The organism is Candidatus Binatia bacterium, from assembly GCA_036504975.1.
Taxonomy (GTDB): Bacteria; Desulfobacterota; Binatia; order UBA9968; family UBA9968; genus JAJPJQ01.
Genome location: DASXUF010000076.1, coordinates 1 through 25491 on the forward strand (window position 1 = coordinate 1; position 25491 = coordinate 25491).

General features: G+C 56.8%; 21 protein-coding genes, 2 tRNA genes and 2 pseudogenes. 13 read left to right on the top strand and 12 right to left on the bottom strand.

The features are described from left to right. The 8 genes and pseudogenes from VGL70_09550 to VGL70_09585 form a co-directional block, all read left to right on the top strand. Positions 1-203 (top strand): hypothetical protein (locus VGL70_09550; GenBank protein HEY3303764.1); only part of this gene is annotated, 203 nt, incomplete at its 5' end. Next, a pseudogene (locus VGL70_09555) lies at positions 146-1261 on the top strand (PAS domain-containing protein). The gene VGL70_09550 and the pseudogene VGL70_09555, both read left to right, overlap by 58 nt. 314 nt (positions 1262-1575) lie before the next feature. Next, a complete protein-coding gene (locus tag VGL70_09560) occupies positions 1576-5172 on the top strand; it encodes a GAF domain-containing protein (protein ID HEY3303765.1) in 3597 nt (1198 codons plus the stop codon). Between the two features lie 4 nt (positions 5173-5176). Beyond that, complete coding sequence (locus tag VGL70_09565) at positions 5177-6739, top strand: HAMP domain-containing sensor histidine kinase (GenBank protein HEY3303766.1); 1563 nt, start codon at positions 5177-5179, stop codon at positions 6737-6739. Positions 6740-6812: 73 nt separating this feature from the next. After that, a pseudogene (locus tag VGL70_09570) lies at positions 6813-7427 on the top strand (HAMP domain-containing sensor histidine kinase). Further along, on the top strand, positions 7412-7876 hold the full coding sequence (locus VGL70_09575) for a hypothetical protein (protein HEY3303767.1): 465 nt from the start codon (positions 7412-7414) through the stop codon (positions 7874-7876). Before VGL70_09570 ends, VGL70_09575 begins: the two are co-directional and overlap by 16 nt. Before the next feature lie 441 nt (positions 7877-8317). Beyond that, on the top strand, positions 8318-9316 hold the full coding sequence (locus tag VGL70_09580; protein HEY3303768.1) for an aminotransferase class IV: 999 nt from the start codon (positions 8318-8320) through the stop codon (positions 9314-9316). A 29-nt stretch (positions 9317-9345) separates the two neighbouring features. Further along, the gene (locus tag VGL70_09585) at positions 9346-10971 is read left to right on the top strand and encodes a HEAT repeat domain-containing protein (protein ID HEY3303769.1); all 1626 of its coding nucleotides are present in this window, start codon (positions 9346-9348) and stop codon (positions 10969-10971) included. A 6-nt stretch (positions 10972-10977) separates the two neighbouring features. Here the strand turns inward: VGL70_09585 and VGL70_09590 are convergent, their stop codons facing one another. Next, positions 10978-12795, bottom strand: coding sequence for an adenylate/guanylate cyclase domain-containing protein (locus VGL70_09590; protein ID HEY3303770.1), 1818 nt, complete (start codon positions 12793-12795; stop codon positions 10978-10980). 285 nt (positions 12796-13080) lie between these two features. Between VGL70_09590 and tadA the strand changes: the two genes are divergently transcribed. After that, entirely contained in the window at positions 13081-13620 is a 540-nt protein-coding gene (gene tadA / locus VGL70_09595) for a tRNA adenosine(34) deaminase TadA (protein HEY3303771.1), read from the top strand. A 214-nt stretch (positions 13621-13834) separates the two neighbouring features. On the opposite strand, the gene VGL70_09600 is transcribed toward tadA, so the two are convergent. The 4 genes from VGL70_09600 to VGL70_09615 all read right to left on the bottom strand — a co-directional run bounded on the left by VGL70_09600 (position 13835) and on the right by VGL70_09615 (position 16716). Beyond that, positions 13835-14263 (bottom strand): hypothetical protein, encoded by a 429-nt coding sequence (locus VGL70_09600; protein ID HEY3303772.1) that lies wholly within the window; start codon positions 14261-14263, stop codon positions 13835-13837. Positions 14264-14358: 95 nt separating this feature from the next. Further along, positions 14359-14733, bottom strand: a complete 375-nt coding sequence (locus VGL70_09605; protein HEY3303773.1) for a hypothetical protein — start codon at positions 14731-14733, stop codon at positions 14359-14361. A 1252-nt stretch (positions 14734-15985) separates the two neighbouring features. Continuing rightward, the gene (locus VGL70_09610) at positions 15986-16342 is read right to left on the bottom strand and encodes an XRE family transcriptional regulator (protein ID HEY3303774.1); all 357 of its coding nucleotides are present in this window, start codon (positions 16340-16342) and stop codon (positions 15986-15988) included. After that, positions 16315-16716 (bottom strand): type II toxin-antitoxin system RelE/ParE family toxin, encoded by a 402-nt coding sequence (locus VGL70_09615; protein ID HEY3303775.1) that lies wholly within the window; start codon positions 16714-16716, stop codon positions 16315-16317. Before VGL70_09615 ends, VGL70_09610 begins: the two co-directional genes overlap by 28 nt. 267 nt (positions 16717-16983) lie before the next feature. On the opposite strand from VGL70_09615, the gene VGL70_09620 reads away from it, so the two are divergent. The 3 genes from VGL70_09620 to VGL70_09630 all read left to right on the top strand — a co-directional run bounded on the left by VGL70_09620 (position 16984) and on the right by VGL70_09630 (position 17981). After that, the gene (locus VGL70_09620) at positions 16984-17271 is read left to right on the top strand and encodes a hypothetical protein (protein ID HEY3303776.1); all 288 of its coding nucleotides are present in this window, start codon (positions 16984-16986) and stop codon (positions 17269-17271) included. Next, entirely contained in the window at positions 17268-17879 is a 612-nt protein-coding gene (locus VGL70_09625; GenBank protein HEY3303777.1) for a site-specific integrase, read from the top strand. Before VGL70_09620 ends, VGL70_09625 begins: the two co-directional genes overlap by 4 nt. A gap of 10 nt (positions 17880-17889) precedes the next feature. Then, positions 17890-17981: transfer RNA gene (locus tag VGL70_09630), tRNA-Ser, on the top strand. A gap of 513 nt (positions 17982-18494) precedes the next feature. Here VGL70_09630 and VGL70_09635 read toward each other — a convergent pair. The 3 genes from VGL70_09635 to VGL70_09645 form a co-directional block, all read right to left on the bottom strand. Then, positions 18495-18722: a hypothetical protein gene (locus tag VGL70_09635; protein ID HEY3303778.1), complete on the bottom strand. Its 228-nt coding sequence runs from the start codon at positions 18720-18722 to the stop codon at positions 18495-18497. Between the two features lie 49 nt (positions 18723-18771). After that, entirely contained in the window at positions 18772-19815 is a 1044-nt protein-coding gene (locus VGL70_09640; protein HEY3303779.1) for a sugar phosphate nucleotidyltransferase, read from the bottom strand. A gap of 158 nt (positions 19816-19973) precedes the next feature. Then, positions 19974-20309: a phage holin family protein gene (locus VGL70_09645; protein ID HEY3303780.1), complete on the bottom strand. Its 336-nt coding sequence runs from the start codon at positions 20307-20309 to the stop codon at positions 19974-19976. A 120-nt stretch (positions 20310-20429) separates the two neighbouring features. Here VGL70_09645 and VGL70_09650 point away from each other — a divergent pair. Continuing rightward, a tRNA-Ser gene (locus VGL70_09650) sits at positions 20430-20522 on the top strand. A gap of 60 nt (positions 20523-20582) precedes the next feature. Here VGL70_09650 and VGL70_09655 read toward each other — a convergent pair. The 4 genes from VGL70_09655 to VGL70_09670 form a co-directional block, all read right to left on the bottom strand. Beyond that, positions 20583-21284, bottom strand: a complete 702-nt coding sequence (locus VGL70_09655) for a response regulator transcription factor (protein HEY3303781.1) — start codon at positions 21282-21284, stop codon at positions 20583-20585. Then, positions 21281-22771, bottom strand: a complete 1491-nt coding sequence (locus tag VGL70_09660; GenBank protein HEY3303782.1) for a DUF4118 domain-containing protein — start codon at positions 22769-22771, stop codon at positions 21281-21283. The genes VGL70_09655 and VGL70_09660 overlap by 4 nt, the downstream gene beginning before the upstream one ends. Before the next feature lie 151 nt (positions 22772-22922). Beyond that, positions 22923-23285, bottom strand: coding sequence for a hypothetical protein (locus tag VGL70_09665; GenBank protein ID HEY3303783.1), 363 nt, complete (start codon positions 23283-23285; stop codon positions 22923-22925). A 60-nt stretch (positions 23286-23345) separates the two neighbouring features. Beyond that, the gene (locus tag VGL70_09670; protein ID HEY3303784.1) at positions 23346-25391 is read right to left on the bottom strand and encodes an APC family permease; all 2046 of its coding nucleotides are present in this window, start codon (positions 25389-25391) and stop codon (positions 23346-23348) included. Between the last annotated feature and the right edge of the window lie 100 nt (positions 25392-25491).

Below are 25491 nucleotides of genomic sequence, written 5' to 3' on the forward strand. Positions count from 1 at the left end.
TTCGAGGGAGAATGCTGGAACCCAAGGTCATCATGCTGACGAACTATCCGTACCCGATGTATCAGGACCGTTGCCTGACGCTCGGCGCACACTATTTTTTCGATAAATCGACCGAGTTCAACAAGGCCATTGCGCTCGTGGCGCAATGGACGGAAGAGAACCGGCCGCCGCTCGGCCGCGTGAAGGACGAAGCGGAAATTTAACCGTCGCCGGTGAAAACAACTTATTTGGCCGCGCACTTTATTGTTTGGCAGCTTTTTTCAATTCAAGACGGCGGGCATGCCGAGGTCATTGCGATGAGTCCCGGATACGATCGAGGAGGGAAGCTGTGAAATTTCCTATCTCCGAGGCCGCCGGAAGTCTGAAGCCGGAGCGCCCGAGTCGCGCGGCGTCGGCCCTTCAAGAGAGCGAAGAGCGCCTGCGGATTGTCGCCCGGGCGACCAACGACGCGGTTTGGGACTGGGATCTAGCGACCGATGCGGTGTGGTGGAACGAAGCCGTCCAAACCCTCTTCGGCTATCAAGCAGGGGAAGTGGGCGGCGATATTGCTTGGTGGATTGAACGTGTCCATCCCGAGGACGGCGAGAGAATCGTCTCCGGCATTCATGCCGTGATCGATGCCGGCGAAAAAGTCTGGTCCGATACTTACCGCTATCGGCGTCGCGACGGTTCTTACGCGCACGTTTATGACCGCGGCTACATTATCTACGAGGGCGCGAAGCCTATCCGCATAATCGGCTCTATGGTGGATGTCACGAAGCAAAAGGAGACGGAGGCGCAGCTAAAGGCGCGCCTTCAAGAGCTGCAAGCCCTGCATGAGGTCAACCAGGCCCTGTTGCAGTCCGGCGAACCGAAAGAAATCCTCGAACAGATCCTTAGCAGGGTAATAGAATTGGGCCCGTTCGACCTGGGCGTGATCCGCTTGCTGGACCGGCAGAGCTGTAAACTCGAGCCGATCGTGAGCTATGGGCATCGATACCAGAGCGGCATTAGAGCACACAGCGTACAAACCGGTGATCCTGCGGAAGGTCGGATCCAAAGTTCAGCGTTCATGGGACACGCGCCGTTCGTTGTGGAGGATGTCATCGCGGCTCCGGGGCTGCGATCGCTTAAAGCCGAAGGCGCTAGGTCCGCCCTCATTGTGCCGATCGAAACCGACGGGGAGATGCTGGGGACGATATTGCTGGGAACCCGCACGGAGAGAAAATTTCCCGCAGAGCAGGTCCGCGCTCTGGCCACTATCGCAAACCAGATTGGTATTGCCGTGCAGAACATTCGACATTTAGAGGCGGCCGACCGGCGCAAGCTGCACGCCGAGGCGCTGCGCGAGATCGGCATTGCCCTGACGGCCACCCACGATTCCCAGGGAGTTCTGGAGCTGGTCGCAAAGGAAGCGCGACGGCTGACCGGCGCTCTGTTCTCGTACCTCGTCACGCCGGCAAGGCCGTATTATCAATTTTCCGCCGTTGCGGGCGACGATCGCGGCTATCGGGAAGTTTTAAAGCTTTCGGATGATCCCGATTCCCCCTATGGTCAGGGGCCGCTGGCCGAGCGATACGAGGCGGCGCCGCGGTCATTTGCGAGGATGTTCAAAACGATCCGCTGTTCGCGCCGTGGAAGGAAATGGCATCCGCGCGTGGAATCGGCTCGCTGGTCGCCGTGCCGCTCCTGGTTCGCGGCGAATCGCACGGCGCGATCATCATTTATGCCTCCCGTCCCCGGGCCTATAGCGAAGAGACGATCGCCCTGCTGACTTCGCTCGCGGCTCAGGGCGCAGCGGCTCTGGAGAACGCCAGATTATTCGGCGAAGCCGAGCAGCGGGCGAAGGAGCAGGCGGCGCTCGGCGCCATCGCCACGGCCACGAATCAATCGTTGGATCTCGACAGAGTGCTCAGAGTCTCTTTGGAGAAGGTGAAAGAGATCACTGGACGCGAGGTGGCGTATATCAGGCTTATCGACCCCGTCACCAACCGTCTGAGGGTAGCCGCCCACGAAGGTCTCTCGGAAGAGGCTGTGAATAAATTGAACCGTTCTCGGATCGGAGGAAAGGGCGAAAAAGTCTTGGCCGGGGGAGAGCCGGTCGTGATCAACGACAGCCAGGGCAATCTGCTCAGCGACGTGACGCGCGGCCAAGGGAGAGTTTCCGTCGCCTGGTTTCCTCTCAAGGTTCAGGGCGAGACGGTGGGAATTCTCAACGTCGCGACCTCGCGCCTCATGCCTTTCTCGGGCGGCGAAGTCAGGCTGCTGCAAGCGATCTCGAATGTCATCGGCGTAACGATCGGAAATGCCAAGCTGTATGAAGAGACGAGACAGAGTTTCCAGCGCATCCACGCGCTCCACGAGCTCGAAGCGGCCGTCAGCTCAAGCCTCGATTTGAACAGCGTCCTTAACGTCCTGTTGGAAAAGATCGACGTGCTCTTCGATTATGGCGCGGCGACCGTGCGCCTCTACAATCCGGAGACACGAATGCTCGAACCGCTGGCATCGCGCAATATCGACTGGGAGAGATGGCAGACGGCGATGCGCACGGCCCCGGCGGGGCTTGCCAAGGATGTGTTCGAGACCGGGCGTCCGTTAAAGCTGATCGACGTTTGCAGCGATCCGCGCGCAAGGGATCAAGAGTTTTTCACGCGCGAAGGCGTGGTTTCGTACCTCGGACTGCCGTTGATCGCCAAAGGGGAGAAGATCGGCGTCATCGGATTCTATACCAAGCAAGAGCACGATTTTTCCGCCCAGGAGATTGAATTCCTGCAGACCATAGCGAGTCACGCGGCCATAGCCATCAAGAACGCCAAGCTCTACGAAGAATCGGAGCGCCGGGCCGGAGAACAGGAGGCGCTCAGCAGCGTCGCCATGGCGACAAATCAATCTCTTGACATAAAGGAAGTCATCGGCATCGCCCTCGACAAGGTCGTCGAGATCACCGGCCGGGAAAGGGCGTACATCAGGCTGCAGAACGCCGCGACGGGCAACATGGAGCTGATCGCTCACCGGGGGCTTACCGCGGCGCACGCGGAGCTGATTATGAAGGGCCGGTTTGACGGAAAGAGCGCGCGCGTCTTCGCCACCGGCGAGCCGCTCATCCTGAACGATCCCGACCGCGCCAGGCGGAAAACGGACAGCGGCGCCGCAAGAAACGCCGTCTCCGCCAGAATTCCTTTGAAGGCAGGGGGAAAAACCATCGGGATTCTAAACGTCGGCAGCTCTCAACCGCAGCCCTTCTTGAGCCGAGAAGTTCGCTTGCTTCAGGCCCTTGCGAACGTCATCGGCGTGGCGGTCGAAAACGCCCGCCTCTACGCCGAGACCCAACGGAACCTGGCGCGGGTGCGGGCGTTGCACGAGATCGACTCGGCGATTTTATCGAGCGCCAATCATGAGACGGTTCTCAAGGTTCTTTTGGAAAAAATCGACCTCTTTATCCCTTACGCGTCCGCCACGATCCGAATGTGGAATCGGGAGACCCAGGCGCTTGAGCCGGTGGTCTGCCAAAAATTCGACGAAGGGCAGTGGAAAATTGAGGCGCCGGGAGCCGGATGGGGCCCAGCGAGCGCAACTTTCGAAAGCAAGGCGACCTTAACGATAAAAGACTGCCGCACCGACCCTCGCGTGTACGGCCCCGAGTTTTTTCGCAAGCATCGACTCGTTTCCTACCTGGGCGTTCCTTTGATCGCCAAGGATAATGTCCTGGGCGTCATATCCTTCTATACCAACGAGGAGCATGAGTTCACCGCGGAGGAGATCGAGTTCGTAGAGACGCTGGCGGGCCAGGCCGCCGTCGCCATCGAGCACTCGCTGCTCTACCGCGACCTGATCAAACGCGAAGCTCAGTTGCAGCTCACGCACAAGCAGTTGGAAGCTCTTCATTCCGTCACCGTGCAGGCCGGGCAGTCGCTGGATCTCGATACGGTGACCCAGAGCGTGATCGACAAGATCACCGAAATCTTCGATTTCGACGCCACCCGGTTTTATTTCTACAACGAGAAAATGGACGAGCTCAGCGTGAAGGGACAGTATGAAAAGAATCCCGAGGTGTTTAGCGGAGTGAAGTCCTTCGCCAGAGGCCAGGGCAATGTCGGGAGAGTAGCCGAAAGCGGCGAGCCGCTCATCTTCGAGGATGTCAGCACGGATCCCGTCTATCGGAAGACCAGCAGCACCCAAACTTCGAGAAAAGGCGGCTTCAAATTTTACGCCGCCCTGCCGATCAAAGGCAGCCGCCAGATCCTGGGCACCATGGTTTGTATGGGAGTTGCCCCGCGCCGGCTGAACGACGCTGAGTTTCAGTTGTTGACGGCCATGGTCGGGCGAGTCGCGGTCGCCGTCGAGAACGCGTCGCTCTACGAAGAGATCAAGAAAAGGGCCGAGGAGCTGCACAAGAAGACCGTGGAGCTGGAGACGGCCAACCGGGTAAAAGGCGAATTTTTGAGCGTCATGTCGCACGAGCTGAGGACCCCGCTCAGCGTCGTCATGGGGTATGCCGGCATGCTCAAGGAAGGCATGCTCGGCGAGTTGAACAAGCAGCAGACCGAAGCGGTCGAAAAAATGCTATCGCGCGCCGGCGACCAACTGAACATCATCAACGACATCATGCAGACCACGCAGCTCGAGGCGCGTAGCGCCGTGATCGAGCGCCATGAGATCGACGCCGCAAAATTGGTGCGCGATCTCGCAAGCCTTTACGGCAAGCGTCTCGGCGACAAGGACGTAGCGATTCGCTGGGACTATCCGCCGGAGATCCTGCCCGTCCTTACCGATGGCGCGAAGGTTCGGCAAATCCTGCAAAATATAATCAGCAACGCCTGCAAGTTCACCGAAAAGGGAACCATCGCGGTCTCTACGCGGCGCGCGGGAGAGATGGTGGAGTTCGTCGTTGCCGACACCGGCATAGGGATTCCCCAAGACATGCAGTCGATGATTTTCGAAAAGTTCAGACAGGTGGACAGCTCCGAGACACGGAGCTACGGCGGCGTGGGGCTGGGGCTTTACATCGCGAAACAATTCACCGAGCTTCTCGGCGGCGAGATCACGGTCGAGAGCGAGGTCGGCAAGGGCTCGAAGTTCATAGTGAGGATACCCGCGGGTTGTAATTCGGCGCGTCCCGCTACGGGCGAGAAGCGCCAAGCGAGATCGGGAGGCGCGGAAGGGGAGACGGCGAGTCTCCGCACGGAGCAGTGATGCTATGAGGTTGATTCATAAATTGACGTTGGCTCTGGCCTCTGTTTCCCTGCCCCTCGCGGTGGTCAGCGTCGGCGTCACTCTTTTCATCCAAGCGGAAATCCAGGAGCTGGGAAATTTTCATACGCCGAACCTTTACTATATTCAGACCATCGCGTCGGAGACTCTAGGCGCCATCGAGGAAAGTTTTGCCTATCTTGCTTCCGGCGATACGAAAGAGAAAGAGCATTTTCTCGCGTGGGCCCGTAAATTTCCGGCCCGGATGGGTGAATTTGAGACATCAGCAGCGCTGGGACACGATGAGGAAGACACGGACACATTGATCTACCGAAAAATCATGGCGGACTATCATGCCTTGTTGGAAAATGCCGACGCGATGTTCCGGGAGTATGAATTCGCGGGGAAGCTGAGCGAGCCGTTTTACGGCCGATACGAGGACGCGGTTAACCGGCTGCGCGCAGGCGTTGAGGAGCTGGTCCGGTACGAGAAAACCGAGGTGGATCACGCGCAGGCGGAGGCCCTCCACGTCATCCAACGGAGCCGCGAGGCGGTGATCTTTCTTGCGCTTTTGTCGGTGGTCCTGGCGCTCTTAGCGGGATTCGTTCTTAGCCGCGCGATCAGCGGGCCCGTTTCAAGGCTCCGGTCGGCGAGCGCGGAAATTTCCCGCGGCGAGTTCGATGTCGAGATTCCAACCCAATCCAAGGATGAGATTGGCGATCTGGGCAGAAGCATCTCCCAAATGGCGCAGGAGTTGAAGAAGCGACATGAAGAGCTCGAGGAATCGAACGCTGTCTTGGCCCGCCAAGCCGCCGAGCTGGAGACTGCCAACAAAACGCAGGCCGATTTCATGGCGATGATCGTACACGATCTTCGCGCGCCGATGTCGAACGTGGTCGGAGTCGCCACGATGATGGAGGACGGATACATGGGGAGCCTGACCGACGAGCAGAGAAAGTGGATCGGCAAGATCAAAAGCAACACGGACAATCTCGTCGCTCTGGTGAACGATTATCTGGACGTCTCAAAACTGGAAGCCGGGCGTATTGACCTTTCTCGGGGGCAGGTCGATCTGAACGTGCTGCTGCGTAATACGATCGAAAACTTCGCTCCCTTAGCCACCGACAAGCGGATCTCCTTGACTTCCGGGACGGACGTTTCCCTGCCCGCTATCCAGGCGGACGCCCGGCGGCTCGAACAGGTGCTGAACAATCTCCTCAGCAACGCGCTCAAGTTCACGCCGGAAGGCGGCGAGATCGAGCTGGGCGCGTCGGCGGACGGCGCGGAAGCGAAGATTTGGGTCAAAGATACCGGCGTGGGCATCGCCTCTGAAGAGCTCGGGCGGGTTTTCGAGAAGTACCGGCAGAGCGCCAGTGGAAAGATTTCCAACCACAAAGGAACGGGCTTGGGTCTGGTCATCTGCAAAATGATCGTCGAGGCGCACGGCGGGAAAATTTGGGGGGAAAGCGAAGAGGGAGAAGGGACCAAGTTCACTTTTACGATGCCATTGGATCAAGGCAAAAACCGAAGCGTGGGCGAAAAAATCGAGGAATCATGCGCCGACGCTTGATGGGATCGCGCGGCAGGCAAATTCGTTTGGGAAAAGGCTAAGGAGGAGACTTATGAAAAATCGGATCAGACGAATGGAAGAAGGTGGCGTCGCCCTGCCGGAGACTTCCGTCGAACTTCAGGCCGGCCGCATTGAACTGAGACCTGAGGAAGTCGATGTGGAGAAATTTATACGCGCCGCCTTTGAGAGCCATCGTTTTATTGCGGAGGAAAGAAAAATCAGCATAGCGGCGCACATCGGCGCTTCGGTATCGGCGATCCAAGCGGACCCGCGCCGGCTGGATCGAGTGCTCAACAATCTGCTTAACAATGCGCTCGAGTCTACGCCGCCGGGCGGCGATGTCGAGATCGGCGCCGCCGCCTCGACCGGTTCGGAAATGAAGTTCTGGGTGAGAGACACGGGGGTTGGCATCGCGCCTGAAGAGGTCAGGACGTTTTTCGAAAAGCACAAGCAGAGCCCGAGCGGAAAAACATCCAAGCACTGAGGACCGGGCCTGCGGCTTGCCATCTGCAAGATGATCGTTGAAGCGCACGGGGGAAAACTTTCCATGGTTAGCAGCGTAGGCAAAGGAACGACGTTTACGTTTACGATGCCGTTGGTTGACGCGGCCAAGCCGCAAGCAGCGTTCGACCTGGAGGTCGACCCTAGACGGTCGAGCGAGGATAACTGCGCATGCCCCGCGGCTTGACCCTGCGGACAAACGCGGGAATAATTCGGGCCGTGAGGGAGATTCGCTGCGGCCGGATAACTTTGATCATTATCTTCGTGAGCTCCTGCTCCGCCGCAATAACCCCGGCTCAGAGGGAAGAGTCCCAGAACAAGTTTGCCGAGTATCAGCTCGCGCGGTCCGTCGTAGCCCGCAGTCAGACCTGCCTGGAAACTCTTTTGCCGGAGCTACGAGCGATCATGGATGGAAAAGACGGGATGGAGTCGGAACAGGAGTTCGCCGCAAAATGGGGCCTCAAGAGATTTGACCCGAACACCGGCTTTGACGACGCGTGGGCAGCCTGCGTCGGCGAGCCGACGTTGAAAGATCTCGGCATCAGGGACGAGGAAACCGCGATCAAGTTTTTGGAGCGCAAGCGGAGCGAATGGGTGCGCGCCCAGCGAGCGGCCGGCGGCTCTGTAGTGGAATAATTCCATCCTACGGAATTCACTCCGGACAAAAATTACGCAAAGGGGTCGTCGACTAGGCAAAAATGTACCTGCCGTCACCGCCGGGTTTTGTGTATGCGTGCAAATTCAACGGGTTTCAAAAAAAAATTCTCTGGCACGAATCGTGCTCGACGAACGTTTAGGAGAAGATCATCATTATGCTCGGCGAAAAGCTACGACACCTTCTTTTGCGGCTCAGAGTTCGTTTTCTGGTTTGGTCCTATAAACATCACCTGCGGCGATATAAAACCTTGCTTTAGATCCTTATCATCGCGCCAAGACGCCAAGCACCCAAAGAAAGATTCGTCGATATTCGACTTGCACTCTTGGCGTCCTTTGCGCCTTTGCGCGAGATACTCCCTTTATTTCTTGACACCTCCTCCTGTGAAACCGTAACCTGGTTGTAACCAAGGAGGTTTGGCTATGCCGGAGATCGAACGGACGGCCTGCTTTAGCGTCGATGAGGCCCTGGCGCGCTTGCGCGGGGCGGCCCACGCCAAATCGGGCGGCTTTTACGCCATGTATTCGACCGTGCTGGGCGGGATCGTCACCGACCCGGCGCTCATGGTCCTGCCCCTCGACGACCACATGGTCCACCGCGGCCACGCCGTTTTCGACACGGCCATCCTGGCGAACGGCATGCTCTACCAGCTCGATCAGCACATAGAGCGCCTGGCGCGCTCGGCGGAGATGGCGCGCATCCCCTTGCCGTTCCCGCCAGCGAAGTTGCGTCAAATCGTGATCGACACCGCGGCCGCGAGCGCCCGGCGCGACGCCTCGGTGCGCTACTGGCTGTCGGCCGGCCCCGGCGGCTTCGGCCTGTCGCCCGCCGAGTGCATCGGCAGCAGCTTTTACGTCGTGATCTTTGGCGCGGAATTTTATCCCGAGTCGATCTATGCCGCGGGGCTCAAGGTCGTGACCAGCACCGTCCCGATCAAGCCGCCGTTTTTTGCCCGGGTCAAATCGACGAATTATCTCCCCAACGTGCTCGTGGTGCTCGAAGCCAAAGACCACGGCGCCGACAACGGCATTTTCATCGACGGCCGCGGCATGGTGGCCGAGGGCTCGAACATGAACGTCGCCTTCGTCACCCGCGAGCGGGTCTTTCGCCATCCGCCCTTCGAGGCCATTCTCTCCGGCATCACCGTCCAGCGGCTGCTGCAATTGGCGCGGCGGCTCGTCGAGCAAGGCGAGCTCAGCGATATCCGGCTCGGCGACATCACGGTCGCCGAAGGCCGCGACGCGGCGGAGATGATACTGGTCGGTAGCTCGGTCAAAGTGGCGCCGGTAGTTCAGTGGGACGGCCGGCCGATCGGCGACGGCAAGCCGGGTCCGATCACTAAAAAGCTTCTCCAGCTCTGGCGCGAGGATGTCCGTGGCGCAACCGATCAGCTGATCCCCGTCCCTTATGCGCGCGAATAGAGCGCGCGATCTAATGGTTTCCGTCCGAAATGTCAGATCAGCGAATAGGCCAACTTGAGATTCATTGCAGGGAGCGTCCCGACGACCCCGAGGCCCTCATAGTTCTCGCGCGGGCGTACGAACAAGCCGGAAATCCGGGAAAGGCCTTGCTGGTCTACTCCAAAGCGATCGAAAAGGATTGGGGTGAAAAAGCCTGGATCGATTTCCACGTGAGTTTTTATGCCGATGCGCTGGCATCGCGCGAAAGGATTCTTCTCCAGATAGCCGATGAAGCGAGCTCGGATCCCAAGCCGGATGTCCACGCCTACGTGGCGTGCGGCTACGCGCAGACCGGCCAAATGGAAAAGGCGCTGGCGGAGCTCGAACGCGCGGCAACCGATTTCGGCGGCGGGCGTTTACCGGATTTCCTGCGCGAAGCTTACCGCGCGGTCGCTGCCGGCTTCCTCCTCCAAGGGCTCGAAGACCGGCATGAGTGGGTGCGCTGCCATGCGGCTCAGGCGCTGGCCGAAGTGGGAGATAAATCGGGAATCCCCGTTCTTGTGAAGGCGCTCAAAGAATCGAGCTGGGTTGCGCGCGAGAGCGCGGCGCTGGCGCTGGCGGAGTTGGGCCATACGGCGGGGTTTACCGCGCTCGTCGACGGCCTCAAGGAGAGCGACTCGGAGATTCGTAAGGAGGCCGCCAGAGCATTATTGAAGGTGGGAAATCAATCGATCATCTCTGAATTGAGCGCGGCGCTTGAGGACCACGATCCCAACATTCGAACCGAGGCGATCGTCACGCTAACGCGCCTGGGCGCGGCCTCCGTGTTGCCCCGCCTGCGAGCGGCGCTCAAAGATGCCAATTGGAACGTGCGCGCCTCGGCGGCTCAAGGACTGATTCAATTAGGAGACGCCTCCGGCCGGGAGTTTCTCGCCACGGCGTTGAGCGATCCGTCGTCGTATGTGCGGCAGGTGGCCGCGCAGGCATTGGCCGAGCTGGGAGACGACGCGGGAATACCCGTTCTGACGCAGGCGCTAAAAGATTCGAAGTGGAGCGTTAGGTGGGCCGCGGTGCGGGGGTTGGCGCGGCTCGGCAGTCCCGCCGCTGCGCCGATGCTGAGAGAAGCCTTGAAGGACGAGAACTGGGCGTTCCGTTGCTACGCGGCCCAGGCGCTCTTGAAGATGAAAGACGAAACCGGCTTGCCCATTCTCAAAGGAGTCCTCGGCAACGAGCATTGGCCGTCGCGCGAGTTCGCTGCCGTTGCTCTGGCCGATCTCGGGTACAGAGAGGGCGTGGAGTCGTTGCTGCAAGGCTTGCTGAGCGATCAGGATTGGGTGCGCCGGGGATCGGCGAAGGCGCTCTCCTGGCTCGGCAACCGGTCGGTCGTCCCGGCGTTGATCGACGCGCTCGGGGACAAAAGGTGGGAGGTTCGCGGTCTTGCGGCCCTGACGTTGGGCTGGCTCAAAGACAGCACCGCCGTGAAACCGTTGACCGATGCGCTTCGCGACGAGCATTGGGAGGTGCGCGCTCAAATCGCGCAGGCGCTGGGAGAGCTTCGCGCCGGCGCCGCCGTACCGGCGCTTTTCGCCGCGCTCCGAGACGATCATTGGTCCGTGCGCAACGAGGCGGCGAAGGCGATCATCTTGATCCTCGACCATCCCCGTCTGCCAAACTGACCGTTCTTACTTGTGCTGCTGGATATAGGGACCCGTCATGTCCGCGGCGTGCTCGGACTCGCCGTGCATGAGCGACTCGGGACAATACACCAGGATCGCCGCGTCGCGTCCCTGCACTTTCACCTGGCGCAGGGGACGCAGCGGGATCGCGCCCTTCAGCTCCGCGGCGGTGTGCTCGCTCACCAGCATCGGTACGCCCAGCTCCTTGGTGAGCGCTTCGAGCCGCGCGCCGAGATTGACCGTGTCGCCGATGGCGGTGAAGTCGGAGCGGATCTCCGAGCCGATGCTGCCGATGACCGCCTCGCCCGAGTTGATGCCCACGCCGACTTTGAGCGGCCGACCGATGATTTCGGTCCACTTGGGCGCGAGCGCTTCCACCAGCTCGATCAGCTCGATGCCGGTTTGGATCGCCCGGGCGGCGTCGTCGCCGTGGGATTTCGGCGCGCCGAAGATCGCGAAGACCGCGTCGCCGATGAACTTGTCGATCGTGCCGCCGTGCTTGAAGACGATGTGCGACACCCGTCCGAGATAATCGCTCAGCAATGAGACCACTTGCTCCGGGCCGATCTGCTCGGAGATGCTGGTGAAGCCGCGGATATCCGAGAACAACACGGTGATGTGGCGCCGCTTGCCCTCCAGCCCCAGGCTCTCCCGGCGCTTGAGAAGCTCCTCGGCCACGTCGGACGAGACGTACTTGTTCAACATCGCGCGCGTGCGCATCCGCTCCTTCTGCTCGCGGACGTAGTGGTCGAGAATGATCCCGCCGTAGCTCAGAATCGTTCCCAGCACGATGGGGACTACCGGCATCCAAAGGTGGTGAAAGGAAAACGCGTACAAAGCGGCGAAGCCGTACAGCGCGTTCAGCGATAGGACGGTTCCCGTAGCTCGGAGCGGATGGAAGTGGACCGAAGCCCAGATCGCCGCGGTCGAGAGAAAAATGAAAATCACGCTATGTTGCCACGGAGAAATCGGAATGATCGGATTGTTGGCTGCGAGCGTATCGATGAAATTGGCCTGGATTTCAACGCCGGCGGTGTACCGGCTGGCGCTGAAGGGCGTCGGGAAGACGTCGTGCAGGCTCGGCGCGAGCGCGCCGATGAGCACGATTTTGTCGCGAAAGAACGCGGGATCGATCTCGTCTCTGAGGACGCGATAGTAGGGCACGATCGGATAGGTGCGCGCCGGACCGCGGAAGTTGATCAGGTACGGCCGGGGCGAAATCCGTTGGTCCGGCGAAAGTTGGTTGTCGGCGGAGCGATAGACTTGAAAAGCGAGGCCGGGAAAATATTTTTCTTGAAACGGCAGGACAAGCAGGCCGCTGCGGATGATTCCGTCGCGATCCGTCACGAGATTGACCGCGCCGTAGCCCAGCGCATGCTCCCGGATCAACGGAATCGGCAGGCTCAGGCGGCTCCTGGGGCCGAAGTCGCTGGCGACCTGAGTGTGTTCGGCGGCCAGGACGACGTTGCCGGCTTCCTTGATCGCGTCGGCCAGCGCCTGGTCTTCGCGCGGGTTCGGCTTGGGCTCGGTGAACAGCACGTCGAATACGAGGAGTTTGGGTTTGCCGCGCGATAGTTTTCGGATCAATTCGGCGTGCAGCGTGCGCGGCCACGGCCAGGGAAGATTCAGCTCGTCGAAGGAATCCTGGTCGATGCCGACGATGACGATAGCAAGCTTTGGCGCGACGGGGCCGCGAATCTGAAATCTCAAATCGAGACTTTTCAGCTCGGCTACGTCCAGCAGGCCGCGTTGGTGAGCCGTGAAAACCAGCGCGGCGAGAATGGCCCCGATCGCCAGCGGGCGAAGCAGTTTTTTGAATTCCATCAGCGTGTGCACCCGATGAATCGGGAGAGTAGAGAGGGTTTGCATCCGTGTCAAGCCGGGCCCGGATAGAGATCCTTCGCTTCCTCAGGATGACGGGCCTTTCCAAAACGGGGTAGTGGTTCAATTTGCGAATTTTGTAGGGGCGACCCTGTGTGGTCGCCCGTCCGACAGGGCAGACACGCAGGTCTGCCCCTACACGATGCGTCATCGAAATCAAAATTAACCACTACCTAAAACGGCCGTCAATTTCATCGGGGCTGCTTTTATGTTATGGTCGAAAATCCCATGGATGAGATCACGCAACTCGCCGCCGTTCGAGATCGCTTCTATATGGATCTGGCTCTCAACGAAGCGCGTGAGGCGGCCGCCGCGGGAGAAATCCCGGTCGGCGCGGTCGTAGTATGCGCCGGGAAAGCGATAGCGCGCGATCACAATCGCCGTGAGACGCTGCAAGATCCCACGGCGCACGCGGAAGTGCTGGCGCTGCAAGCGGCGTCATTGCACCTGAAAAGCTGGCGTCTTGAAGACTGCTCGCTCTACGTCACGCTCGAGCCGTGCGTCATGTGCGTCGGCGCGATCTTGCAGGCGCGCATCGCGCGCTTGGTATTCGGCTGTCTCGATCCCAAAGCCGGTGCGGTAGAGTCTCTCTATCGGCTCTGCGAGGATTCCCGGCTGAATCACACGCTGCCCGTGACCCGCGGCGTGATGGAGAACGAGTGCAGCGCGATCTTGAGTGAATTCTTCGCCGATCTGAGGAAGAAGAAGTTATCAGCGTTGAGCTTTTTTGACGGTGGGGAAGCGGGGCCGCTGAAAGCTGACCGCTGATCGCTGACAGCTATTCTACGGAGAGGTGGCCGAGCCCGGTTGAAGGCGCTTGACTCGAAATCAAGTTTCAGCCGGGTGAGCCAACTTCGTTAAAATGCTAAAAACACCCTTATAAACAAATATTTCTTAGTCTCTGATACTTCCCCGCAGTTCCCCACATTTCCCCGCGTTCCACCGTGAATTCCACAACCCTTTTCACAACACTTTCGACAGGTCACTTCACGTTAATAGTTTCCACAACGTACTTAAAAACGGGACCATCAGCAATGGTACCCTGTAAGTATGCTATGAACTTATACTTACCGGGCTTCACGCCCTTGGGAATATTGATATTCCATTTGATTACCTCTCGCGCTTTTGCCGAAACATTGAATGACTCACTGAGTGATTTGGAATTATCTTCGATTCCCCAGGATGGCGGATTGGCCCAGAGTAGGCCAACTAACGGGTTATCCGCTCTGTTCTCAATGTGAATATCAATTTCAAATTGCTTTCCGGCGATTGCAGTTTTTGGTACGAGCATCTGAAGCCCGGCTAATTGAGTGTTGAACCTCTGAGAGGGGAGAAGCTGTGTTCGTGGTAATTTAAATATAGCGGCCGAAAAAGTTAGTACTGCCGCCAGTACCCCAATTGAGGTAATCATTCCTATTACCCGCCGCGTTATAGTTTCGTTGGATTCAGTCGATGCTAATTCCTTAGCGAGACAATCTTTTGATCTTGCGGATACGAAAAATCTGCCTACATTAGAAACCGCATTTGCGGGAAGACGAATGATACGGTTACCTTGTCTCCGGGAGGTAGATTCGGAACAAGGACTGTAGCGTGATTGTCGCTTTTCTCCAGGCTGTACGCTCCATCGTAGACAACTTGATGTTCTACCAAGGGAAAGGTTTGGGCATTAAAATTAATGCGCACATCGCTCGTGGTTTCGTTTCCCTTGTTGGAAATTTCGATGTTTTGATAAATTCGCGCTTTCTCTCCGCTTCCAAATCGGGCAGGAGCGTTAATGGCATATCTCAGATTTGGACGTTTGGCGAAGAAGCGGTCATAGGCCACTTTCCCTCCAAGCCCAAGGAGTGAACCAAAACCAAGTTTGCGAATCCGCTGAACCATGATGAATCCATAAGTTTCGCCCTTTTTTGGCTACAGGTTAAAAAAACGCATAACCATGCTTGGCACCAAATTCTCTCACCTATAGGCAAGTTTCGTCAATGAGAATTTTTGATGGGAGGCTGAAGGGAAGGTTGCCTAACTTTGATGGAACAAGTCTCTTTAGAGAGTTATTATGCTTTGGTCGGAATTATCATGCGAGGTATTGTAAAGGTTAACGTTCAAGAATCTACTGGGCTAAAGTTTTTCTGGAAAGTGCAGCCGCCAATCTTTGGAGTAGGTCGTTTTCCTCATTTCGTGGCATAGGTAAAAATCATATGTGATCGGAAATTCTTTTTTTAGTGCTTTTAACGCACCGCTGTCGTAGCCACTCTTTTCCATGTAAAGACCGATAGCCTGGTGGTAGGGGTAAACGTAGTCGAGTTGTCTGAGCAGTTGGACGAGCTTGGTTACAGAAACTCTTTTTCTAGCGAGAGCATAACCGCGCAATACCTCAGATACGCCTCCCGAATAAAATGGCCTTACAGCTATGTCTATCAGTGTTCTTTCGAGACTTGTTAACCGACAAGTCTGTGTTCGTGGAAAATCCATTTCCTCCACGCCAAGTTGACCTGTATGCATGCCGTTCAGTAGGTATACGCTGTAGTTTTTATACTTTGATATGTTGCTCGTGATTCGTGGCCGGTATGTAAACGCTTTATCGATATTCTCTTGCACTAAATCAGCAAGGCCGTCCGAGAACTTTGGTCGCTGTTCAACGTTGAGGTAAATGCGTCCTCGCCCTGTTCGCATATCTTGTGTAAATACATCGCGGTGCGATGGGTAAAGTAGGAGCGTTGATGGAGTGATAAAAGCAATGCATATATTGGGACTTGTCCCCGAGTATATCTGACGTATGTTCTTGAAGGGAATTTTATTTCGTCGATCGCGATGATATTGGAGTGTACTAAAAATTCCAAAAAGGCGTGAACTGACATTGATGCAGGTAGGCGCCATTGCTGTCTGTTTTGGGCTAAAATTCGCTCTAAATCCGAATAGGTGAAAATTCTTCGGCCAGTCAAGTGGAAAGCCGCGACGATATCTAATTTCGCTTTTTTAACTGTTCGCGATGAGCTTTCACTGGCATGCATGGTAGGTATATATACCTACCATGCATGCCAGTTCAAACGAGGGGAAGAAAGTGAAAGGATCGAATAACGTCGGTATATATACCAACGTTATTCGATCCTTGTGCGGCAAGCTATTTTGACGCCGGTTATTCCCGTGCGTCTTCCTCTCTTCGCTTGCGGTGAGCAATCTTCATGTTAGCGAAACCGGACAATTCAACCGGAGGGCGGTTGGGGAAATTTGCGACAACATGGAGTTGACCGCCCATGGCTTTAACAAAGTTGCGAAGTGTCGAGATTAAGAAATCCGTGCGTCTCTCCAAGCGAGATACGCCATCTTGGCTAATATGAAGAGATGAAGCTACCTGCTGTTGTGTCAAATCGAGAGCCTCTCGCAGGTCTCGTAGGGTCGTTTCTTCAGCAATTAGAAAGGCAGCACGAGCCTCAATCTTTTTCCGGCGGTCCTCGCCGATTGTTTTCATTTTTTCTGCCAATGTTTTAGCCATTTTATTTCTCCTTTTATCTTCTGCTCTTGAAACTGCATCAGATGCGCGTCAAATCGCGTGTCGGCTTTACGGATCAACTGTTTGTAAAATTTTCTCTCGCTAGTTCCGGCTTTATCACCGCAGACAAGCAAGATAGCCTGTCGTTTGGGATCGAATGCAAAAGCCACTCGCCAGACACCATTATCCACATTAAATCTTAGCTCTTTCATGTTCGGATGTCGCGATCCTTTTAATGTGTCCACACGTGGCCTACCCAGTGTGGGTCCAAATTCTTTCAGAACCTTCGTTTGCGCAAATAGTTCGTCTTGGACTGACTCCAATAGGTCATCAAATTCCTGTTCGAATGTATCATCGAATATGACTTCCCAAGACATGGTCTCATTATGTCCTTGAAAACATATGTTGTCAAGTACATAGTCACTTCTTTCTTTTAAGACTTTCAAGCCTATGAATTTGTTGCTGTTTTGGGTCACCTAGACAGGCGTCGACGGGTTTCATCGTTACCAATTTTCTCGCGAAAACAATTTGCCAAAATGTGCCTATTGCATTTCTGACCGCTTATTCAGGCGATGTAGTGACATCTTGCAGGCGTCGTTGCAGGTTTCACGCCGGCGGGTTATAAGCCGTCCGTTCAGAAGGACATGCCGCTTGAGAAGGCAATCGTAGAGTTTCTCGATTGGGTTAAAACCAACAAGCGGGAGAACACCTGGAAAGGATACAAGTGGAATCTTGCGCAGATTGAGAAATCGATGCCCGGTAAGTGGCTTGGGGAGATCGCCGAGGTTCCCCATATCCAGAATCATAAAAAGCGGCGCATGGCTGACGATTGCCTGGTAGCATGTAACCGTGAGTTGTCCGCGCTGCAAGCTCTCTTTACCTGGAGCATTAAGCACAAGAAGTTTGACGGGCCGAACCCGTTGACGGCGTGAATAAGTTCGAAGAGCAAGGCCGCGTCCGGTTCCTCGATTATGACGAAGAGACGGCGCTCATGGCCGAGCTATCGGAGCCGCTTAGAACCATGGTGCTGTCAGGAATCCATACGGGCTTGAGACTGAAGTCCGAGGCGCTGAAACTGACGTGGGGCGACCTGAGTCTGGAGCGTGGGACGGTGACGGTTGACGCGGCTTACGCCAAGAACAAAGAGACAAGGACCGTGAAGCTCAACTCGACGATCCGCGCGGCGCTTTCCCAAAAGAAGCGCGGCGGGTGCGATGACTACGTATTCGGCAAGCCGGACGGCGGACACTACACGTCAATCAGAACGGCTTTCAACAATGCGGTGGACCGTGCTAAATTAGAAGGCGTGACGGTTCACGTCCTACGACATACTTTCGCGAGCCGTTTGGTAATGGCGGGAGTTGATCTTCCGACCGTGCAAAAGCTTGGCTGCTGGAAAACACTGGACATGGTTCTTCGGTATGCGCATCTTAGTCCGAGTCACTTGGACGCAGCGGTTGAAAAAATCGCGAAGAATTCCACAACGCTATCTACAACGCATACAAAAGAGGCGCCCGCAGACGTTGCCATAAATGCTTGAAATCACTCACGGAGAGGTGGCCGAGCCCGGTTGAAGGCGCTTGACTCGAAATCAAGTGTACCCGGAAGGGTACCGGGGGTTCAAATCCCTCCCTCTCCGCCAAAAATTTTCAATGCAAAAATTGAAGTGCTGGAGTGTGGGAGTATTGGAGTGTTGGTTTTAAATTCTGGCTATTCAGGGTTTCCTGTGAAGAATAATTCACCGCCGAGACACCGGAGTTCGCAGAGAGTCTGTTCAACCCATCGAGAGTCTCAGGGTTGACCCTGAGCAACGTCGAATGGGTCAAGAAGCTATTATTCTTCGATTTTTTCTGTGCCCTCCGCGCCTCGGCGGTGCGATTTCCGGGCCTTTCTCCACACGGAAGCCTGAAGTCCCTAAATTCTTAATCCATTACTCCATCACTCCAGTACTCCAGTTTTGAAACCGCCCTGCTAAGAGTGCAGACAAGCCCCGGGAGTTTCCGTAACGGCCAACTCCCGGGGCTTGCGGTTGGTAGGCGTTGTTATGGCGGGATATTCTAACCGGTGCAGCTTAACTTGGAGTGAGTCAATTCTGCCCGCTGGAGCCGGACGGCTCAAAGAGCGCGTCTTGGCCCCAGTCCCCCGGGCAGATCCTTTAAAACCTGTATTCGTTAAATTTCGAAACCGGAACGCCGGGCCATCGCCTTCTAAGGCCGTTTCCCACATTTCGTTGCTCCAACTGCTGCTCTGCATTGCGGAGATCGCGCAGCCGTTCCTGGAGCCACGTATTCTTGGGCCATTTCCAGTTCTGGGGCGGAAGAGTGTCTCCGAGGTACATCGCCCCGTTGACCTTGCTCAGTTTGAAGATCATTTCCCATTTCATAGTTACCCCTCCTTACTAATAGTGAAAGTGTTGAAAGCTCCTACGCCGTCTACCTCATCTGAAGGGTGATTCGGTCTCTTTTTGTTCTTGTCGTTGGGCGGGAAATATCCTTCCGATGCGCCCAAGGAGGCGGCGTCGATACGCCGCGCGCCCGCCCGAGGGTATCCGGTCTCGTCAGCACGCTCGCCAGCCGCCGCGGCGATCCCAAATCGCTCCACAGAACGCCTTGAAGCGGGATGGTCAGAAGAGAATTGGGCGCCGTCTTCGGCAAGGGTTCCAAGAGTCCCGTCGAAAAGTTTAGCGGCTCTATCCGACGATACACTTCCGCCACCTTCCGTCTCTCCTCTCGGGTGCCGATCGCTTCCCCGAGGCGCTCGAATTCGGCGTGAAGCGACGGCGCCAGACGCGCCGTTAGATTGAACACGGTAAAGGCCTTGAAGATCATCACCATCATGTTCCACAAAGCGCCGCGCTCGAGTAGCATGCGCGACTCCTCAGGCGCGGGCTTCTCGATAAAGGCTGCAACTCGCCGCGGTCCAAATCCGCGGAGCGCGTCCGGCTCTTCACCGGGTAAAATATATCCGTACTCCGCCTCCGGCCGTTCGGGCTCGACTCCCAACAGGACTAAACGATACGGCTCTCGTTCCACCGTCCGGCAGGCTAAGTAAACGTAATTGACAAATCTGTCCTCTTCCAAAATAAAATGATCGGCGGGAAATACCGCCACCGTCGCCAAGGGGTCGCGCCGGTAGATGTGCAGCAAGGGCAAAAGCAGTCCGGGCACGGTGCCTTTGTTCTCCGGCTGGACGATTACGGTATTTTTCATCCGCTCGGCGAGCTGCTCTCTGACCTCGGGATATTTCAGGTGGTCGCGGCTCACGACGACCAGGAGCCGCTCTCTGGAAACCAGTTTTTCCGCACGGTCGAACGTGTGCTCCAGCATCGAACACGTGCCGGTAAAGTTGACGAATTGTTTCGGCAGAGCATCCCCCCTGAGACTGTGGACCATCGGCTCCAGCCGCTTGCCGTCGCCGGCTGCGAGCACGATGCCCCAAAGCGATGAGGAGTAGCCTGGAATGTTCGCGATTTTCATGACGACTGAAATAAAGAACCCTTGAAGTAAGCTAGCGGATGGGCGCGGCAAAGAGAATCGGGAGCTTACCCGAATTTCGGGGGGGAAGATTCCTGAAAGGGATGGCTCTAAAATACCTAAAGATTCTTTTCTGTCCGTTGAACGGCGCGCAGAAAGCGCTAAATAACCAGAGAACGTAAGACCAAGCTGATCACGCTCAAGATAATCGCGCCAAGCAAAGCGGGGAGAAACCCATAAACCTCAAAGCCCGGAACCAAGGCGGCCGCAAGCTTCAGCATGATCGCGTTGATCACTAGCAGGAACGAGCCGAAGGTGACGATGGTCAGCGGCAGTGTCAGGATTTTCAGAACGAATCCCAACGTCGCGTTGACGAGTCCGATGACGACGGCGGCGATCAGCGCCGTGCCGAATCCCCGAACCTGAAAACCGGGCACGAGGTGGGCGACGAGCAGCAGGCTGAGGGCGCTCAAGAGCCAGTGTACGATCAGCATCATAAGTCGTGGACCTCCCGTAAAGAATTCTAGCGCCGATTGCGCCGGCTGCCAAGGGATTGATTCACGTTTCGGGCACAAACTTTCTTCCCGTAATCATCTGTGTTATTGATTGATGAAAACGGAGAGGTGACCGAGCGGTTGAAGGTGCACGACTGGAAATCGTGTGTACCCCTAATAAGGGTACCGGGGGTTCGAATCCCCCCCTCTCCGCCAGATCAAAAAGACGTGCTCGTGTTCGTGATTCGTGTTCGCGAGCACGAGCGACGAGCACGATCACGGTTTTTTCCCGGCTGGCAAGACCAGCCGGTAGCCGATCCCGCTTTCCGTCCTCAAAAGTTTCTCGCGCGCGTCGGGAATTTCGATTTTCTTCCGCAAGTGCGTCATGTAGACGCGCAGATACTGCGATTGTTCCTCGGCGTTCGGCCCCCAGACTTCCCGCAACAATTGCTTGTGCGTGACGACCTTGCCGGCGTGCTGCGCAAGGATTTTAAGCAGCGCGTATTCCGTCGCCGTAAGCTTTATCTCTTCTCCCTTGACGCTTACGGTACGGCTGTTGAAGTCGATGGCAAGATAACCGGCTTGAAAATAAGCGTCCTCGGAACTCGAAGGCGAGCGCCGCTGGATCGCGCGGAGGCGCGCCAAAAGTTCGGCCGACTCGAACGGCTTGGTGACGTAGTCGTCCGCGCCCGCGTCCAGCGCGGCGACTTTATCCTCCGGTCCATCTCTTACGGAGAGGATAAGGACCGGAACGCGGCTCCACTCGCGCAGGCGTTTTAGAACCGCCATTCCGTCCATGTATGGCAAGCCGAGATCGAGCAGAACGACGTCGGGCCTCCGGAGCGCCACGTCCGAAAGTCCCTGCCGTCCGCTCTCGGATTCCATCACGCGATAGTCTTCCGCTTCCAGCACGACGCGGAGCAATCGGCGAATCTGCACTTCGTCGTCGATAATGAGAGCGGCAGGTTTTTCGCTCACGCTAATTTCTCCACAATGTCCGCCTGCATGGTCTCGACGGGAATCTCCAGCGTGAATTCGGCGCCGCCGGTTTCGCGATTCGCGGCGCGCGCCGCGCCTCCATGGGCGCGCACGAAGCCGTCGACGATCGCAAGTCCGAGTCCGGTGCCGCCCGGACGGGCATCGGAGGCGCGATAAAACATCTCGAAGATCCGCGGCAAGTCGGTCTCCCGAATTCCTTTGCCTTCGTCCAGTACCGATAATATCAGTCTGTTCTCGTCCATCCGCGCGCGAATGATGATCTTGCTTCCCGATCGGCTGTTGGCCGAAGAGTTCAACAGCAGGTTGCAAATGCATTGTTCCAAAAGCGGTTGGTCTACTTTGACCATCGGCAGGCTCGGGTTGGTTTCGATGGCGAGGGCATGATGCGCCACGTTTTCGCCGGCAAGATCGATCGCCGCTTGAATGAGTTCGTCCACGTCGCACCAGTCCACCTTCGGCCGGATGACTCCGGATTCGATGCGCGTCATTTCCAATAAGTTGTTGATCACCCGGTGCTGGCGTCGCAGGGCCAGCTGGATCTCCCGAATCGTTGCCAGGGACCTTTCATCGTCGCCGATTTGTTTGGCCAAGACATCGATGCCGGTTTGGACGGCCGCCAGAGGAGTTTTCAGCTCGTGCGATACGCTTTCCAGCAATGCGCGGCGTAGACGCTCGGAAGTTTCCAGGATTTCCGCCCGCTTGAAGGCTTCGATCACGTGATCCTTTTCCAGAGTCAAACCGATCAGCAGCGCAAAAGCTTCGAGCAGCTCTCTCTCGCTCGCGTCGAAGGATTTCCCCGAGGGGGAGCGGACGCACAACACGCCCATCACGGCGGTGCGTCCTTGCAAAGGAAAAAGAAGAGATTCCGAGTCTTGCGGCGGCTCTGCCGATTTCGTCGCATGCGCCTGGCGGGCAAAGGCCCATGCGGCCGCTTTCTCTTCCTGCTGCGAAAGAGCGAAAGAGCTGGCGGGGTGCGCGAGCCGCGAAAGCGAGTGGTCTTTCAGCCGCAGCAGGAGCGCGGCACGCGCGCCGAAAACGGATTCGATTAAACCGACCGCGGCGCCGAGACCGGTGTCCAAATCGGTGGCAAAAGCGGCCTGGTGCGCCAGCTCGTACAAGGCGGCGGTCCGTCGCTCCCGCTGCCGCTCGGCGATTTCGCTCCGGCGCAGGCGGCCGGTGAGGTGACCCATCGCCATCGCCACGATGAAGAACATCGCGAACATCATGCCGTCCTCTAAGCGGTCGATATAGAAGGTGAGACGCGGCGGGATGAAAAGATAATTCCACAGCAGAGCGCTCGTTGCCGCCACCGTCAAGACGGGACCGCGCTTCAATCTCAAGCCAAGGGCAACGACCAAGAGAAGATAGACTAACGCGATGGACAAATATCCGGTGAAAGGCTCTAAAAGGAAGGAAACGACCGTTGCCAGCGTAACGGAAATCGCGGCTAAGACATACTCGTTCATTGTTCCAATGAACCTGCTTACGGGCGAGACCGAGCTTCCATGCGGAGATCCGCCAAAATAGCATCGGTTTCCGGCCGTGTATAGTTCGCCAGCCATTATATCGCGGCTGTTGTATGGGTTCTAAGACGAGATGCTAGATCAGTCAAACGGTTTATGAGGCGCCTTCTTTTTGTTTTGGCGGGTGCTCGCTCCGATAACGCGCCACTTTCCGATGCCAGAGCCATTCCTCGATGCTTGTCAAAATGGCAAATAAGAGAAGAGCCGCCCAAAGAGCGAGAGCGGAATCCAGCACCTGTAGAGGCAGAACACCGGGCCACATCGCGCCGACCCAAACCGCGCCGCTGACGATAGCCAATAAATGGAGGATAAACGACTTGGCGGCGCTCATTCTCGCGTAGGTGAAGTGGGCTTCCAAGAGCCTGCGAAGGGAGGCACTATCGGGATCGAGATCTCTATTGACGGTGAATTGCAGCATCGATCGAAGATTACTTTGGTTAAGGCCACCCTTGTTCATCCTAGTTAGGCATCCTGGAATAGCCAAATTAAAATTCGCGGCTGAAGAGTTAAAAAATGATTAAGAACCCCCGCGCGGCCGAGCGATTTTTGCCGGCGTTTTCTTGCCTGGCTGGGAGGGAAAAACTCGGATCGGCAGGATCATCATGTCCAAGCCGTTAAAGTATAGCCTTCGCTGCAAAGCGTAGGGCGTCTGGTTGTGAAGCAGGCGGGCAAGATAAGGCTCTTCGTCGAAAACCAACTTTCCGGCGTAAAAAATCGAGCGCGGGAAGTCGACGGATACCGCCTTGCAGAGTTTCTCGATTTCGGCGAGGAGATCGACATTCAGGGAATATCGCGACTCGGCATACCATCCGAGGCAGTTGGCGAACTCTACCAAACTTTTAAGATCTTCTTCTTTCGATTTCCTTAGATTGTCGATTTCTTTAAGGCCTTTGAATTGTCCGGAATCGATGACTCCGACCGAAACAAAGACGACATTCTTAAAATGCCCGGGGAATAATCGTTGGATGTTCAGCAAGGAGTGAACGGCGACGCCGTCAAAAGCTCTGGCGACGATGACCGCGGTCGGCGCGCCGGGCATTTTAGGCGGCACGGGATTAAGATCCGGCCTGAAGGGGATATCGATGAGAGTTTCGTCGAGAGCCTTTAACGCGGTTCGCACCCGATTGTAATGAGACCGCACGACGTAACAGAGGAGAATAAAACCCGTGGTAATAAGCACGGTGACCCAGCCGCCCTCGGTGAACTTTTCGACGATCATCGCCGTCAGGATGGAAAGGCAGAGAATCAGCCCCGCGATGTGGATGGTGATATGGCGCTTCCAGTCTCGATACTCGTTTCGGTGACGGATCCAGTAGCGAACCATCCCCGACTCCGAAAGCGAGAACGTGAGAAAAACGTTGATCGAGTACATGAGCACCAGAGTCGTTGTATCCCCGCGCGTATAAAGCAGCGTCAGCGCCGCCGCTACGGAGATCAGGATGACGCCGTTCTGCACGGTGAGACGCTCCGACAGATGCGCGAAGCGGTGCGGCAGCCAGGAGTCCGACGCCATATTCGCCATGACGCGCGGGCCGTCGATCAATCCCGTCTGAGCTGCGATTAAGAGAATCGCGGCCTCGCTGGCTAAGCCGGCGACGACGAGCCAGTGGCCGAGCGGCAGCCCGGCCCAACGAAAGCCCGAGGCGAAGCTCTCGATCAAGACCGCGTTCAACGTCTTTCCCTCGACGGGGACGGCGTGAATCAGGAGGTAACAGATGAGAATGCCGCAAGCGGTGGCGGCGAGCGAGGTCGCCATATAGAGCATCGTCTTTTTGCCGGTCTGTACGGTCGGCTCGCGCATAATCTGCAATCCGTTCGAGACCGCCTCGATTCCCGTGTAAGTGCCGGCGCCGCGCGTATAGGCATAAAGAAACAGCGCGCCCAGACCGCCCCAGCCGACCGTGGCTACTCCGTTTTCGAAACCCAGACGCACTTCCTGCATCACCGCTGGAATCGCACCCAGGTGCGATGCAATAGTGCCGAGAATGACCACGAGGTGGGTGACGATGAAAAGCAGGAATACCGGAGCTATGGCTGTCACCGATTCTTTGACCCCGCGCAGATTCATGATCATGAACATGCCGATGACGACGAACTCGAGGGCGAGCTTCCACGCGTGCAAGTCACGCGGTAGAAAACTGAATATGGCGTCGGCAGCGGCGGCAATGGAGACCGAGATCGTAAGAATGTAATCGACGACCAACGCGGAGCCGGAGACGACGCCGAAGCCGGAGCCGAGCAGTTTCGTCGCTACGATGTAGCCGCCGCCGCCGAACGGGAAATGCTCGATGATGCGCGAGTAGGCGTAGGCGATGACGAAGATCGTAATGCTGGTGGCGAGAACCAGAGCTACCGCGAGATAATGCTGGTCGCCGAGCGCGCGAAACGCCTCCTCGGGTCCGTAGGCGGAAGAGCTCATGCCATCGGAGCCCAGGCCGACCCAGGCGAGGAACGCGGCGAGCGAGACCCGATGGAAGACCGCCGGATCCAAAGGGTCCTTGCCTTTTCCTAACACGATATTCTTGAACGACAGGCCTCCGCCGGAGGTTAAAGTCATTTTCATGGCGGAGCTATCCTCATTCGCCGCGTTCGCCCATGCTTCATTTTAAAAAGCCCAGGTCGAGTAGCCAAATTAAAAGTGGCGCCGTGGGAGTTAAAAATTT